This window comes from Chryseobacterium sp. TQ-BC-N36 (assembly GCF_058382295.1).
Genome location: NZ_CM178175.1, coordinates 2461691 through 2476468, shown reverse-complemented (window position 1 = coordinate 2476468; position 14778 = coordinate 2461691). Strand labels below are relative to the sequence as shown.

11 protein-coding genes are annotated in these 14778 nt (G+C 37.6%); 5 read left to right on the top strand and 6 right to left on the bottom strand.

The annotated features are described in order from the left end of the window. Nucleotides 1–3 precede the first annotated feature (3 nt). Nucleotides 4–495: a BON domain-containing protein gene (locus AC3FI7_RS11020; RefSeq protein WP_142724817.1), complete on the bottom strand. Its 492-nt coding sequence runs from the start codon at nucleotides 493–495 to the stop codon at nucleotides 4–6. A 222-nt stretch (nucleotides 496–717) separates the two neighbouring features. Between AC3FI7_RS11020 and AC3FI7_RS11015 the strand changes: the two genes are divergently transcribed. Both AC3FI7_RS11015 and AC3FI7_RS11010 read left to right on the top strand, forming a co-directional pair. Then, nucleotides 718–1968 (top strand): dicarboxylate/amino acid:cation symporter, encoded by a 1251-nt coding sequence (locus AC3FI7_RS11015; protein WP_491462037.1) that lies wholly within the window; start codon nucleotides 718–720, stop codon nucleotides 1966–1968. Nucleotides 1969–1976: 8 nt separating this feature from the next. After that, nucleotides 1977–2699 carry a phytanoyl-CoA dioxygenase family protein gene (locus AC3FI7_RS11010; protein WP_142724815.1) on the top strand — a complete coding sequence of 241 codons (723 nt, stop codon included), beginning with the start codon at nucleotides 1977–1979 and terminating at the stop codon, nucleotides 2697–2699. 146 nt (nucleotides 2700–2845) lie between these two features. On the opposite strand, the gene AC3FI7_RS11005 is transcribed toward AC3FI7_RS11010, so the two are convergent. Next, nucleotides 2846–5647, bottom strand: a complete 2802-nt coding sequence (locus AC3FI7_RS11005) for a GH92 family glycosyl hydrolase (protein WP_491462036.1) — start codon at nucleotides 5645–5647, stop codon at nucleotides 2846–2848. A 96-nt stretch (nucleotides 5648–5743) separates the two neighbouring features. Between AC3FI7_RS11005 and AC3FI7_RS11000 the strand changes: the two genes are divergently transcribed. After that, nucleotides 5744–8086, top strand: coding sequence for a TonB-dependent receptor domain-containing protein (locus AC3FI7_RS11000; RefSeq protein ID WP_491462035.1), 2343 nt, complete (start codon nucleotides 5744–5746; stop codon nucleotides 8084–8086). Between the two features lie 112 nt (nucleotides 8087–8198). On the opposite strand, the gene AC3FI7_RS10995 is transcribed toward AC3FI7_RS11000, so the two are convergent. Next, nucleotides 8199–8654 (bottom strand): hypothetical protein, encoded by a 456-nt coding sequence (locus AC3FI7_RS10995; RefSeq protein WP_491462034.1) that lies wholly within the window; start codon nucleotides 8652–8654, stop codon nucleotides 8199–8201. Nucleotides 8655–8805: 151 nt separating this feature from the next. Here AC3FI7_RS10995 and AC3FI7_RS10990 point away from each other — a divergent pair, with 151 nt between their 5' ends. Beyond that, nucleotides 8806–9912: an Mrp/NBP35 family ATP-binding protein gene (locus AC3FI7_RS10990; protein WP_142724810.1), complete on the top strand. Its 1107-nt coding sequence runs from the start codon at nucleotides 8806–8808 to the stop codon at nucleotides 9910–9912. 47 nt (nucleotides 9913–9959) lie between these two features. After that, nucleotides 9960–10208, top strand: coding sequence for a NifU family protein (locus tag AC3FI7_RS10985; RefSeq protein ID WP_002977212.1), 249 nt, complete (start codon nucleotides 9960–9962; stop codon nucleotides 10206–10208). A gap of 124 nt (nucleotides 10209–10332) precedes the next feature. On the opposite strand, the gene AC3FI7_RS10980 is transcribed toward AC3FI7_RS10985, so the two are convergent. The 3 genes from AC3FI7_RS10980 to AC3FI7_RS10970 all read right to left on the bottom strand — a co-directional run bounded on the left by AC3FI7_RS10980 (nucleotide 10333) and on the right by AC3FI7_RS10970 (nucleotide 14679). Beyond that, a complete protein-coding gene (locus tag AC3FI7_RS10980) occupies nucleotides 10333–11040 on the bottom strand; it encodes a barstar family protein (RefSeq protein ID WP_491462033.1) in 708 nt (235 codons plus the stop codon). A 22-nt stretch (nucleotides 11041–11062) separates the two neighbouring features. Then, complete coding sequence (locus tag AC3FI7_RS10975) at nucleotides 11063–11455, bottom strand: DUF3060 domain-containing protein (RefSeq protein WP_491462032.1); 393 nt, start codon at nucleotides 11453–11455, stop codon at nucleotides 11063–11065. A 185-nt stretch (nucleotides 11456–11640) separates the two neighbouring features. Then, nucleotides 11641–14679 carry a choice-of-anchor I family protein gene (locus AC3FI7_RS10970; protein ID WP_491462031.1) on the bottom strand — a complete coding sequence of 1013 codons (3039 nt, stop codon included), beginning with the start codon at nucleotides 14677–14679 and terminating at the stop codon, nucleotides 11641–11643. Nucleotides 14680–14778 lie beyond the last annotated feature (99 nt).

Below are 14778 nucleotides of genomic sequence, written 5' to 3'. Positions count from 1 at the left end.
AAATTATTTTACGATTAGGTTGTTGTTATACTTTCCGATTTTCAAAGCATCTACTGATTCTTTGATTTTTCTGGCCTGCTGGCTGGAAACATTTCCTGTAAGCGTAAGCTGTCCGTTTACCACTTCCACTTTTACAGAAGGGAAATCCTTTACAGCATCCTGAACTTTTTTCTGAACAGCAGGATCTACAGCAGAAGCTGTTTCCACAGGAGCTGCTGGTGCAGGAGCCGCTGCTATAGTAGACATATCCATGACGTCTTTTACTCCGTTGATTGCTTTTAACTTGGCAATCATCGCGTCTTTAGACTGTTGATCTGTGAAAGTACCACTTAAGTGAGCTACACCTTCTTTTACTTCAACAGAAGCATTGGGATTAGAAGTTACTACAGTTGTAGCCTGAGTCTGAAGGTCGGCATCAGAAACTTTCTTTTTACAAGAAATAGCACCGAAAGATACAGCTACAGCTAATGCAGCCATTGCAATAGTTTTTTTCATATTGTATATTTATTTTAATGTTGTTATACACTCAAATGTAATAATAAAATTTATACCAAATGAATAAAATTTAAATAAATGTTTCTTAATTTTTTTACAATATTTTCTGTACCAGGGTTTTAATTTTCAGAGATTATAAACCTAAAGTAAAATTCATCCTCACAGAAGAAAATCTTCTGCCAATTGAAAAACCATTATATTTGCGCAAATTGAACTATATATATGAAAGGACAGAATAAACTTTTTATAGCAATTATCATTGCCCTTCTTCTGGGAGTAGGAATCGGAGGTATTGTACATGTAAATTACCCGGACAGTGCCGAACCTTTTTCCAAAAATATAAAACTGTTGGGAACCGTTTTTATCAGGTTGGTACAGATGATTATTGCTCCATTGGTTTTTACAACCCTGGTAGTAGGAATCGCCAAAATGAGTGATATCAAAATGATCGGAAGAGTAGGGACGAAAGCCATGCTGTGGTTTATTTCCGCTTCTCTGGTTTCTCTTTTCATTGGGTTGATGCTTGTTAACTGGCTGGAACCGGGACATGTCACAAAACTGCCGATTCAGGATGTAGCTTCTGCTGATGAACTTCTTAAAAGCAGTAAAAGTTTTTCAATGGAAGATTTTGTAAAGCACATGATCCCTAAAAGTTTATTTGAAGCCTTTGCTACGAATGAAGTATTACAGATTGTTGTATTTGCGGTTATGTTTGGAGTTGCGCTGGCTAATTTAGGAGAAGAATATTCAAAGCCTGTTGTGAAACTTTTTGATATTATTGCTCATGCCATCCTTAAAATGGTAGGATATATCATGTGGTTTGCCCCGCTTGGAGTATTGGGTGCTATTGCAGCCGTAGTGGCAACCAATGGTTTTGAAATCTTTAAAGTATATGCTATTTATTTAAGAGATTTCTTCTTTGCGATAGCATTTCTTTGGGTGGTCCTTTTATTAGTGGGGTATTTCATTTTAGGAAACCGTCTTTTTGATCTCTTAAAAAGAATTAAAGAGCCATTACTGATTGCTTTCTCCACTACAAGCTCGGAAGCAGTATTCCCGAAATTGGTTGAAGAACTTGAAAAGTTCGGGTGTAACAGCAGAGTAGTATCTTTTATCTTACCGTTAGGATATTCATTTAACCTGGACGGAAGTATGATGTACATGACGTTTGCTTCTATCTTTATTGCTCAGATCTACGGAATCGAAATGACTCTGGGGCAACAGATTACGATGCTTTTGGTATTGATGCTTACCTCAAAAGGAATTGCAGGGGTTCCGAGAGCTTCTCTGGTAATTATTGTAGCAACATGTTCAATGTTCGGTATTCCGCCGGAAGGTATTGCTTTGATTTTACCAATTGACCATTTCTGTGATATGGGAAGAAGTATGACCAACGTGTTAGGAAATACTTTGGCAACTTCAGCGGTTTCAAAATGGGAGGGACAATTAACTGAGCCATTAGACAAAATTTAAAAACAATCATGAGTTTAAATAACTTAGACAATCATAAAAGCCATATTCTTGAATATGGCTTTGCTGTTATCAATAATGTGTTTTCAAAGCAGGAACTTGAAGAAATAAATACTGTTCTGCAAAGTATAGACACTTCAAAAGAAAATTTCAGAAAATCTGAAGATCTGTTCGCCATAAGACAGTTTTTAAAAGAAGTTCCGGAAATCAAAGACCTGATTTTTAATGAAAATATCAGGAAAGTGGTACAGGAAATCTTTGGAGAGAAATATTTTGTAGTCAAAAGTATCTACTTTGATAAACCTGAAACCTCCAACTGGTATGTTGCCTATCATCAGGATCTGACGATTTCTGTAGATAAAAAGCTTGAACTCCCTGGCTTTGGCCCGTGGACGACCAAGCAGAATCAGTTTGCTGTACAGCCTCCGCTGAATGTTCTGAAAAATATCTATACCATCAGAATCCACCTGGATGATACTGATGAAAATAACGGAGCTTTGAAAGTGGTTCCAAAATCTCACTCAAAAGGTATTTACAGACCAGAAACCATTGACTGGACCGTAGAAACAGAAGAAATCTGCAGAGTAGAAAAAGGTGGAATTATGCTGATGAAACCTTTGACGCTTCATGGTTCCAACCGAACGACGAACGGAAAGAAAAGAAGAGTTATCCATATTGAGTTTTCTGATACAGAACTTCCGGAAGTCCTGCAATGGTCTGAAAGAATGAATTGATTAAAAACGCCCTTCGAATTTTTCGAAGGGCGTTTTTATATTGGGAAGCCTGGTACTGGGAGAAGGAAGTTTTGAAAGTCTATAGATCAATATCAGCCGGACTTCAGGAAGTCAAATAGAAACTTCTATCTCTTCTCCCATCTTCCTTACTTTATACCAATTTCATCAATAAAGATATAAGCATCACCGCCTGCTCCCTGATGCCATTCCGGAAGTTTTCCGAAGTAGTACGCTTTTACTTTGATGTATCTGGCTTCGGTAGGAAGAATTTCAGTAGAGAAATCTTTGATCTGTACTTTCTCATCTTTAGGATCAATATCATTATCAACAGTTTTCAGAAGAACAAAATCTTTTCCGTTCATAGAAGCATAATATTCTACTTTTTTAGGCATCAGAATCCATGCTCTGCTGTCCTGAAGATAAGTAGATGATAATGACTTGATTTGCTGAGGAGATTTAAAATCGATAATTGCTTCAAAATTCTGCCCCTGATATCCATGCCATTCACCTTTTCTCCAGTTCACATCTCCTCTGATTCCGTCGATAAGAGCAAGATTTCCGGCAGCACTGTATTGCGGAGTAACTTTAGACAGGATATTAATGTTCCAATAATTGGGTCTTCTGTTAAAATTAGCGGTTGTTACTGAACTTTTTTCGCCGTTTCTTTCAGCATAAGCCATTACCTGAGTAGTTTTGGTAATGGAGAATGGAGCTTTATACGTAGAGAAAGTCTTTCTTTTATTGTTGTCATTCTCATCCATTGTCACATAATATACTTTGTCATTCGGATTCAATGGAGTAATCTCAACTTTGGTAGAAAAGTCGAAGATTCTGTCAGCTGCAATTACCGGTGAAGCTGTCTGCTCAGAATATTTAAAATCTTTAACAGGTTTTACATTTTCGAACCCCAATTTTTTAAGTTCTGCTCTGCCGGTATTTTTAGTAATCGTTTTTGTGCTGCCATCTTCAAGATGAATTTTAATTTCATCAAAATAAGGAGTGGTCGTTTCCCATTCCGGTAATCCCGGCGTTACAGAATAAATTCCCATTGAGCTTAAAACATACCAGGCACTCATCTGGCCGCAGTCTTCATTTCCGATCAGTCCATCAGGAGTGTTTTTATAAAAATGATCAAGGATGTATTTGATTTTGGCATCTGTTTTTTCTGGTTTATCTACGAAATTGTACAGGTAGGCAATATGGTGGCTCGGTTCATTTCCCTGTGCATATTGTCCTATCAGTCCTGTGATGTCTACCTGTTCTCTGCCCGTGGTTTTATCAGGAGCGGTAAAGATGGCATCAATGAACTGTTCGAATTTTTCTTTTCCTCCATGAGCTGCAATAAGTCCCGGAATGTCCTGCTGTACAGAATAAGAATAATGCCATGAATTTCCTTCCGTATAATTGTTGTTGACCTCTCTCGGATCAAATGGCTCATACCAGTTTCCGTTTTTTCTTGGCTGCATGAAACCTGTCTTAGGATTGTAAAGATTTTTCCAGTTCTGAGAACGTTTCATGAAATACTGATACTCTTCTTTTTTGCCTAAAATTTTTGCCATCTGGGCAATGCACCAGTCATCGTAAGCATATTCTACGGTTTTGGAAACACTTTCATGCTCATCATCAATACTGATGTAATTATTCTGTTTATAAGCATTCAGTCCAAAAATATCCTGCATGGCTGAAGCTTTGGCAGCCTGAAATGCCTTTTCGTAATCAAACCCCTGAATTCCTTTACTCATAGCATCTGCAATGACAGAAACCGAGTGATAGCCAATCATACATTCCGTTTCATTGGAAGCGAGTTCCCATACCGGAAGTTTCCCTCCCTGTTCATATTGCTTGATGAATGTATTGATAAAATCAGCAGTTCTTTTTCTGTCTATTAAAGTCATCAGCGGGTGGGCTCCTCTGAAGGTATCCCAAAGTGAGAATACCGTATAATAATCAAAACCATTGGCAATATAAAGCTTGTTATCCCTGCCTCTGTACTTTCCATCAACATCCATATTGATGTTCGGTTGTGTAAAAACGTGATAAAGCGCAGTGTAAAAAACAGCTAATTTGTTTTTATCATCAGACTTTACTTCAATCTTTGAAAGTTCTTTGTCCCAGTCAGATTGCGCCTGTTTTCTTACCGCGTCGAAATCTTTGGACTGTCCTTCTGCCAGCATATTTTTTTCTGCTCCTTCATAGCCGGTTGGAGAAACAGAAACTTTTACATTGATCTTTTCTCCTTTTTTAACATTGGCTGAAAACGCCAGAGCTAGCTTTGTTCCTGTAAAAAGGTTGCTTTCCTGCTTTCCGTTGACTTCCTTTTTTGAAATTTTCATCGGCTTTGAAAACTCAATTCTGGCGTAGATATACTGGTTAGTAGCCCATGCTTCACTTCTTCGGAAGACTTCAATGGTTTTATCATCAATGATCTTTACTTCACCTTCCAGAAGTTTATCCCTGTGGTTGAGGTCCAGGATAATATTAGCGTTCCCTGCGTTGTTGAAAGTATATTCGTGGTAGCCGACTCTTTTGGTAGCAGTAAGACGAACATCAATATTATTTTTATCTAATCTGACAGCGTAGAATCCTGCTGTTGCTTTTTCATTTTTATGCGAGAATTTTGAAGAATAACCTTTACTGTCCAAGCTTGGATTTCCCATGGTAGGCATCAGCATAATATCTCCATAATCCGAAACTCCTGTTCCGTTCAGATGGGTGTGGGAAAAACCATAGATTACAGAATCTGAATAATGATATCCGCTGCATCCGTCCCAGCTGCCGTCAATTCTTGTATCAGGAGACAGCTGTACCATTCCGAAAGGAACGATTGCCCCCGGAAAAGTGTGGCCATGTCCTCCGGTTCCTATGAACGGATTGACATATCGAGAGTAATTCTGTGCGAAGATGATCTGAGTAATACCTATAGAAAATGCAATAAGCGCTTTTTTCATATTCTGATTTTATAACAGCGAATATATCGAAAAAACGATAAAAGAGATGTAATAAAAGACGTTAACGGTTTGTCTTATTAAAAAACAATATCATTCATGAAGAAGATAGTACTTGCTGTGGTCATGCTGTTGCCTTTAGCTGCAATGGCTCAAAGTATAACAGGGAGAATCACTCAAACCGGAAATGCTGTTCCTTACGTTGAGGTGGTTGCCATAAAACACCAGAAGAAACAGACTGCTATTTCAGATGAAAAAGGAAATTATTCACTGAAACTTTCAGAAAACGGTAACTATAATATTACGCTTATCCAGGACGGAATAGAGATCTCCTCTAAGCAGGTAACCATAAACGGAGAGGTGAAGCAGGATTTTTTTATCGGAAAAAATAAAGAAAAACAGATAGAAGGTGTTACGCTGACTGCCAGAAAAAAGCTGATTGAGAGGAAAGCGGACAGGCTTGTATTTAATGTTTCCAATTCTGTTGCTTCACAGGGGATGGATGGAGCAGATGCCTTGGCCACAACACCATTGGTAAAAGTAGATGATAATACCGGTGTCTCAATTGTCGGGAAAAGTGGAGTAGCAGTGATGATCAATGACCGGATCCTGAACCTGTCAGATGCCGAACTGGTTACCTATCTGAAAAGTCTCAGGTCTGAAAACATTGAAAAAATTGAAGTCATTACTGCACCTCCAGCGAAATACGAAGCCCAGGGAAACAGTGGACTGATCAATATCGTTTTAAAGAAAAATCAGAACCTGGGATGGAGCGGAAGTCTTACGAGTACGCTTCAGCAACAGACCTATACAGGTAATTCCAACAGTGTGACCATCAATTATCAGAACGAAAAATTACGGACTTCATTAAAGCTGAGACAAAATAAGAATGAAAAACATTCTTATGAGAATTATTGGATAGAAGGCGTGGATGGTCTTAAAAGTAATGATAACAGAAGGGATTTTGGAGATGGACTTGGAGCGAACTTAAGTCTGGATTATCAGCTGAGTAAAAAGTCTAATATTGGATTTATTTATGATTTAGGATTCGGGCATTCCAATATGGATATCACAAATACTTCCAACTATTTCCAGAATGGTAATTATACCAATACACTGCTGACTTATGCTGAACACAGAGCGACCAGCAGACAGCATACTGCCAGTGCTTACTATGATCTTAAATTCGGAAAACAGGATAATAAACTGAGTATTACAGGAAATTATTTTTCCAATACACCAGAAACAACTATTGATTTTAACACTACAGAAAGCTCGGGAGACCGATTTGTCGTAAAGTCGCCATCTAGTGTAGATTATAAAATTTATTCCGGGCAGGCGGACCTTACATTGCCTTATCAGTTTGCAAAGACAGAAACTGGAGTGAAGTTTACTAATTTTGATAATAATTCCAATATATTCTATCAGAATTTAACCAATGGAGAATACATTACGGATCCTTTGAAAAGTAATGAATTTGAATATCATGAGAAAAACTATGCTGCATATATCAGTTTTGAGAAATCTTTCAATGAAAAATGGTCAGCAAAAGCAGGCTTACGGTATGAGTATTCTGTAGTCAACGGAAATTCTCTGACTTCCGGGCAACAGACTGAAAATTCCTACGGGAAATTTTTTCCTACAGCTTATATCAGCTATAAAAGCAATGAAAACCATACCTTCAACCTGAATTATTCCAAAAGAATTAACAGACCTGGTTTCCGAGCAATCAATCCATACCGCTGGTACATCAATATCAATTCTTATTTTACAGGAAATCCTTTCCTGAAGCCGTCTATCAATCATAATTTTGAGTTTTCCTATGTTTATAAAGGAAAATTATCGGCATCAGCTTATTTTCAGAGAACATTGGAGGCTTTTGGGCAGCTGGCCACTTTGAAAGGGGAAAACAGAGTAAGTACCTTTGAAAACTATTACAATCAGAATAGTGTTGGGATGTCGCTTAACTATTCTGATACTTTTTTCAAAAAATGGGAAGCGAATTATTCTGCCAATTATTCTTATATGAGTACTGATGTTTTTGCAACAGATGCCCTTGCCAGAAAAGGAAACGGCTATGATTTTGATTTTCAGAATAATGTATCGCTCAATCAAAGCAAAACCGTACAGCTGATCCTGAATTACTGGTTCCGTCTGCCTTCCAATTCCGGGAATTCTTATATGAAATTTGCAGGAAACTTTACATCAGGTGTTAAGATAAATCTTATGGAAAAAAGCCTACAGCTGAATGCTTTTGTCTCAGATATTTTCAAACAAAGTAAAAGCTTGGGTGAAATCTATTATACGACAGGAACGCATTCCTACAATAATTACTATGATGCCCGAAGACTTACGGTATCTGCAACCTATACTTTTGGAAATAAAAAAGTAAAAGGAATGGACCGTAATGTAAGATTTGATGAAAAAAACAGAGCGAACTGATAGTCTGGATTTAGATTGTTTTTTATACTTATGTCATTCCGAATAAAACGGAGTGGAATGAAGAAGCTCTTCTTTTTGTGAGATTCTTCATTAGAATGATAATGCAAAATATTTAAACTTCTCCCACAAAGAAATCCTTAAGATATTCATCTTTGTTTTTTCCTTCCCGTCCGGAGCCCAGATATTTTTTCCAGGATTGAGATTCATGATAGACAATTCCCATTTCCCAGACGCAGTACGTGGGAAGGTGGGTTTTGCTTCTGTCCCATACTTCAAACTTTCCGGAACCGTCATAATATACACTTTCCCACAGTTCGTTTTCGCTTCGCCAGGTACAAACAAGCAGAAGATAATGTTCTCCGCAACGGTGCATAATGACGAATCCGAGATCATCAATATTCTGAAAGTTTTCCCGGGAATTTTCAATACAATTCTGTGCATTATTGATATCCTGTTGGGAAATTTCTGCAGGATCAGATGCCAGATCATACCATTTGAATCTTGTTTTTCCAAGGTTGAAAATCCCTTTTGGTTGTGCATATTTGGTAGGATAAGACGAAGTTTTCATATCAATTATTTTCTAAAACTTGATGTGGCATCAGAATATAAAACAGAAATAAAAAATTTTTAATGATCTGATTTATCACCTGATATTATAGATTTTATTGATTCTAAATTACCGAAAAAAATGCGTAAATTTGTAAACAATTTATATTTATATGTTGACGAAAGAAAAGGTTCAGGAATTCCTTAAAGAAATAGAAGTAGATGATTTGGTGAATAATCTTCAGATTATGGGTGATGATGTGTATATTGACATGACTGCTCATTCTCCTGCAATGCACGAAAAGAAAAAACTGGAGGCAGCCATGAAACAGGCTTTTGCCAGTGAGTTTGGAGAAAACGTTCATTTGAAACTTAAAATCGTTTCTCCGGAACCTAGTGAAATTCAGCAAAGCCAGATCAAAGGAAAACAAATTCCGGGAATTCAAAATATTATCGCTATTGCTTCCGGAAAAGGAGGCGTAGGGAAATCTACAGTGTCTGCAAATATGGCAGTAACACTAGCTAAAATGGGCTTTAAAGTAGGATTGTTAGATGCTGATATCTATGGTCCTTCAGTGCCTACCATGTTTGATACAGAAGGTGAAAAACCAATCTCTGTAGAAGTTAATGGTAAGAATCTGATGAAGCCTATTGAGAATTATGGGGTAAAAATGTTGTCAATAGGATATTTTTCAGGGGCTAATCAGGCTGTAGTATGGAGAGGTCCCATGGCTTCAAAAGCATTGAACCAGATGATCAGAGATGCTGCCTGGGGAGAGCTGGATTTCTTATTAATTGACCTTCCTCCGGGAACAGGTGATATCCACTTATCAATTATTCAGGAAGTACCGGTAACAGGAGCGGTAATCGTAAGCACACCTCAGCATGTTGCATTGGCAGATGTAAGAAAGGGAATTGCGATGTTCCAGATGGAAAGTATTAACATTCCGGTTCTTGGTTTGATCGAAAATATGGCGTATTTTACACCGGAAGAACTTCCTGACAATAAATATTATATCTTTGGAAATCAGGGAGCACAATATTTAGCTGAAGATCTTGGAATTCCTGTATTGGGAGAAATTCCATTGATCCAAAGCATCAGAGAGGCAGGAGATGTTGGAAGACCTGCTGCGCTTCAGGAAGGATCTAAAATTGCAGATATCTACACAGAAACTGCCAGAAAAATGGTGGAAAGCTTAGTGGAAAGAAATAAAAATCTTCCTCCTACTGAAGCAGTGAAGATTTCTACGATGGCAGGATGCTCACCCAAAGCAAAATAATAATAATTTCAATAAAATTTGAAGAAACCGAATTGAACTGAAAAAATATGGAAACAAACATAACGCACGAAGATACAGTAACAAGAGTAATGGAAGCTCTGGAAAGCATCAGACCGTTTTTGAATAAAGACGGGGGTGATATTGAGCTTATTGATGTGAAAGATAATCAGGTGTTTGTGAAACTTTTGGGTAACTGTTCCGGGTGTTCATTGAATTTTTCAACCTTAAAGCTGGGTGTTGAAAATACCATTAAACAACATGCTCCGGAAATCGAAAAGGTAATCAACGTAGAGTAATTATATCTGAGATATTTTTAAAAAGACAGGCTTTTTTATTAAGGCTTGTCTTTTTATTTGTATTAACAGTAATAAGTTTAACCTGTTAAGCTTAACCAAACCCGTCAGGTTTCTGATAATAAATTTAATTCAATAGAACCTTTATATTGTGATCTTCAAAAATCTGAACGATTTGTATAAATTTTGTTTTCAGGATTTTTTTACTTCTTTTATGATTGATCCAATTGAGTTCCGAAATGGATTTTACTCCGAAATCTCCCCGGAGACAATCATACAAAGCATATAGACTTCGTCCGAAATATCCAGAAACTCCATGGATTTCTTCTCCCAGTATACAGAAAAAGCCATCTAGACTATGAAATTCATTTCCATCAATCTGAATGCTGATATTTTCCCTGTTTATTTTAGGGTTATGGGAATGTAAAGCATAAACAAGCCACCCCTGCAGTTCATCTTTTCTGAAACTTTTCCAGATATTCTTTTTATTAATTTCATTATTGAGTTTCATATCCAGAGCTTTTTGATACCCTTTTGGACTTGTCCATGCAAAACCGGTTAGAATAATGTTTTTTTTGGACTTACTTATTTTAATGCTTTTGATAAAAGTACCAGATATAATATTGTTTTGTGAATCAAGTTTACAAATAAGACCATTATTCTGGTAAATTTTAGAGGCATTTTCTATAGCAGAAATAAGATTGGAAATGTTATGAACATTTACCAGCCTGATTTTTTTATAAGCAATAGGATTAGATCCCTCAATATTCTTTACCTGATCTATTAACGTAATGATTTCAGGTTCATTTCCTGTATCTAATGCAAATCCGAACATGCAACTTATCTTTCTAAATATTTTACTGTTTTACAGCTTTATTTCCTATTCCCGTAATTGAAACATCAGGTTTCCCTGATTTTGTTCCGGAAGTACGATAGTAGACTATATTATCACCACCCTCCATGGATATTTTATCTACTTTGTCAATGTATACTTTATTGCCTGTTCCCGATACTGTAATTTTTTTTGCACTTCCTTTGATGGTTACAGTATTACCACCTCCTTCTACTTCTGCAACTCCTCCATTAAGAGTATAATTGAGTTTGTGTCCTACACCTTCCACCTGTACGATTTTATCATTGTCGGTTTTTTCTACCCCTTTTGCAGATTCTGTTTTTCTGGACTGTGAAAAAACGGTCCCTGTTCCTAATAACAGGATGGCAAGAATTCCTGCTCGTTTAATATTTTTCATTGTGAATTGGGTTTTTGTTAAGGGTAAATATAGAAATAAAATGATTTGTGCAGGTATCTCAAAAGTTAAATCATATTAATTAAAATGCTTTTTAAGGATTACTTTTAATGAATTTCTTTGATTTCCCCATAACAAAAAGCTCCGGAAGTCCGAAGCTTTAATCTGTGATATACTGTGATGTATATTTATTTTACAATGACTCTTTTGATCTGTCCTTCCGAAGTTTTTACAAGATAAACACCTGTAGAAAGATGGGAAGTGTTTATTGTTAAGGCATTCTTTTCTTTTCCAATTAATTTTCCGGACATATCGTACAATTCGTAATCCTGTTTTCTGTTGAAATAAAGTGTATTTCCTTTGATTACAGGATTTGGGAACACATTGAAGGTAGCCTGTTCAGCCTTTATCTCACCTGCTCCCAGTGTAGCAGGTGTTGACACTTCATACATGGATAATGTTCCACTGATTTCGTTGGCAACAATTACATATCCCTTATTGGTAGTTGTATTTTCAGGAGCAATGTAGATGATTCCTTCAGGACCATTATCACCTCCGTATGCGGATGTAGAGCGGGAATGCTTATAATCGGTGAAAGTAGGGTTGTTAGGATCTGTGATATTATATGCCATAACACCGCCGGTTCTTTCTAATGTGATGAAAGCGTAAGTCTGCCCGTTGATGTTTCCTAATGCTATCCCTTCCGGTTCAGGTCCTTTTGCACGGCTTCTGCTTTTAACTGCGTTCGATTCATTATCTGCATTGAAAATCAACGGATGATAGGCTGCAATATATCTTTCAAACTGATCGCCACTGTCATATACAATCTGTCTGGTATCTGCATTGAAAATAGAGAATGAGCGTGCTCCCAAAGCTGCCATTTCTTCAAACTCTGAATCTCCATCTGTATTTCCTGTAGCCGATGAAACCCTGAATCTTCCAAGGTTATGTGAAGCTTTTAAAATGCTTGAATTAGGGAATATAACAGGATCTAAAATATAATTAGCTGCTCCCACAGTGGTTCTTTCGCTATAACCTGAAAGATCTTTTTCATCTCCTTCATTGGCTGTTACAATATAATGGGTATTTCCTACTTTATAATTCTGTACCGCATCAGGAACGTAATAGGCTTTTACCGGCCAGTTGGCAATGAGCACCTCACCATTGTTATCTGAAGCATCAAAACCATTCCCCGGAAGGCTCATATCTTTTTTACCTAATCCCCAGATTCCTGTGATGGTTTTGGTAGCCAGGTTAATTTCTGCCACTGCATTATTTTCCTGAAGTGTTACCCATGCTTTCTGGCTGTCTGCGCTGATGGTAACATATTCAGGTTCCAAATCCTGGGAAAGCGTATTGTTGGTTCTTACCTTTCTTAAACCAGTCGCAGTCAATGCAGCCAGTTGAGATTCAAAACCGTTGAAATTAAGCGTTGTCACATTACTTTGGGTAAGATTTCCGATACCTCCTGAAATATCAATGATACTGATTGTCCCTTCAGGATCTATCGTGTATGCATCATTAGGCTCACCCTCGTTGGCAGTAACGACTTTTGTTCCGTCAGGAGAAAAAGTTACCATATCAGGTAAAGCCCCTACAGTCACCTGTTTAATGAAGTTTCCGTTGATATCAAAAAAGACTACAGATCCATTTTGCTGAGGATCGGTATTGGGAGATGCCGCCGCAATAATTCCGTTTTTCACAGCAATGCTTGTGATCCCGCCATAAGGAGCCATATTCACTGTCTTTACAACTGAAGGTATTGCCGGATTACTAAAATCAATAATATCGAAAACATCCGTAATGGAACTGATGGTGAACAGACGCTGAGTTGATGGATCATGAACTACAATTTCTGTAGAACTGTTATTATTTCCTGACGGGTCAAAACTTCCCAGGTAATTCAGTTGGATCTGATGTGAAGGAACCGGTGCCGGTTTATCGTTATCTACAATATAAACAGTTGCCGTATTGTCTCCGGAAATAGTTGCACCAACAGGGTTTTCAAGGCTTACTGCAAAGTATTCTGCCTGTTGTTCTGCCACTGTGTCATCAATAATTGGGATATTAACGGTATAACTTGTAGTGGAAGGCGTAATATTGATCGTCTGATTGGCTAACGTAAAATCATTACTGTCTGCTGTACTGAAAGGTACGGGTTTTACGACAAGATTTACCGTAGAAGCTGAAGGATTCGTGACGTTGATTTTAAAGGCAAGATTTCCTGCGTTCTCATTGACTTTGATGAAATTCTTTTCCAAAGAAATTGTTGTCCCTGCAGTGGTGAAAGTACTGGATGTAACTGCGGTAACACTGTTATCACTGAAGTCCTCTACCATATTGGGTTTAAGGGCTACATAATAAGTCTGCCCAGGTACCAGTATGGATGCTGGAATCACGGTGATCATATTGTTACTGAAAGTCGTAGTAAAGGGAACTTGTGTACCTGTAACATTTCCAAGACGGAAATCTATAAGGTTTTGTGCATTAGAATCGTTGATCGCGGAATTGTCTGTTAATCTTATATTTTCGTTAAAAGATAATGTAGGATGTACAGCAATTGATGCGTTATTGGTATTATTGACCGGAAGATAGGTAACCGTTGGCGGAGTAGTATCAACACCTCCTGTAGGAGTAGCATCTACTGTAAAGTTATCAAAGCGGTTGTTTCCTCCCGTTCCGCCACCTGTTGCGGAGAATTCAACCTTTAATTTAAAATCAGGATTGTTGTTAGCTCCCTGAATGGCAGAAAAATCAAGTGTAATCAATTGTGGATCATTATCCAGAGGATTGACAGTCTGGAATGGGACAAATGTAGTTCCGTCTGTAGAATAAGACCAGGTCTGAGTTCCTGCTCCCTGTGCAGATCTCCTGGTGGTAAACTTAGCAATGACATTATTATATCCTGTTGTAGGAAGGTTAAACTGCAAAGCTCCTCCGATCGGATTATTGAATCTTAAATGGGTACCGGGTACATCACCGTTTCTGGCATTTAAATTCTGAGAACTAAAATTCTGCCCTGTACCTCCTGCAAAATCAATGGCACTTGTACCTCCTGCTACCGCCGCAAGAGAACCATTCACCAGCGTAGAAGAAGGTGCGGTAATAGCTGCTGCGGAAGTATTATTGTTAAAATTCCAGTAATGAATCAGTGTCTGTCCGAAAAGTCCGCTCTGAAAAAAGAATGCGGCAATGACAGACCCTTTTAATAGGTAGTTGTTAATCATTTTTACTTCAATTAGATATGCAAAAATGAACTTTCTGTTCCGCAACTATTTTAATGGAATCTTAAGAAATGTTTAAAAAATAGGTATATTTCCGATAGA

Bases quoted from the DNA above. Each gene is read 5' to 3' on its own strand.
- AC3FI7_RS11020 (WP_142724817.1), bottom strand. From the start codon at position 495: ATGAAAAAAACTATTGCAATGGCTGCATTAGCTGTAGCTGTATCTTTC.
- AC3FI7_RS11015 (WP_491462037.1), top strand. From the start codon at position 718: ATGAAAGGACAGAATAAACTTTTTATAGCAATTATCATTGCCCTTCTT.
- AC3FI7_RS11010 (WP_142724815.1), top strand. From the start codon at position 1,977: ATGAGTTTAAATAACTTAGACAATCATAAAAGCCATATTCTTGAATAT.
- AC3FI7_RS11005 (WP_491462036.1), bottom strand. From the start codon at position 5,647: ATGAAAAAAGCGCTTATTGCATTTTCTATAGGTATTACTCAGATCATC.
- AC3FI7_RS11000 (WP_491462035.1), top strand. From the start codon at position 5,744: ATGAAGAAGATAGTACTTGCTGTGGTCATGCTGTTGCCTTTAGCTGCA.
- AC3FI7_RS10995 (WP_491462034.1), bottom strand. From the start codon at position 8,654: ATGAAAACTTCGTCTTATCCTACCAAATATGCACAACCAAAAGGGATT.
- AC3FI7_RS10990 (WP_142724810.1), top strand. From the start codon at position 8,806: ATGTTGACGAAAGAAAAGGTTCAGGAATTCCTTAAAGAAATAGAAGTA.
- AC3FI7_RS10985 (WP_002977212.1), top strand. From the start codon at position 9,960: ATGGAAACAAACATAACGCACGAAGATACAGTAACAAGAGTAATGGAA.
- AC3FI7_RS10980 (WP_491462033.1), bottom strand. From the start codon at position 11,040: ATGTTCGGATTTGCATTAGATACAGGAAATGAACCTGAAATCATTACG.
- AC3FI7_RS10975 (WP_491462032.1), bottom strand. From the start codon at position 11,455: ATGAAAAATATTAAACGAGCAGGAATTCTTGCCATCCTGTTATTAGGA.
- AC3FI7_RS10970 (WP_491462031.1), bottom strand. From the start codon at position 14,679: ATGATTAACAACTACCTATTAAAAGGGTCTGTCATTGCCGCATTCTTT.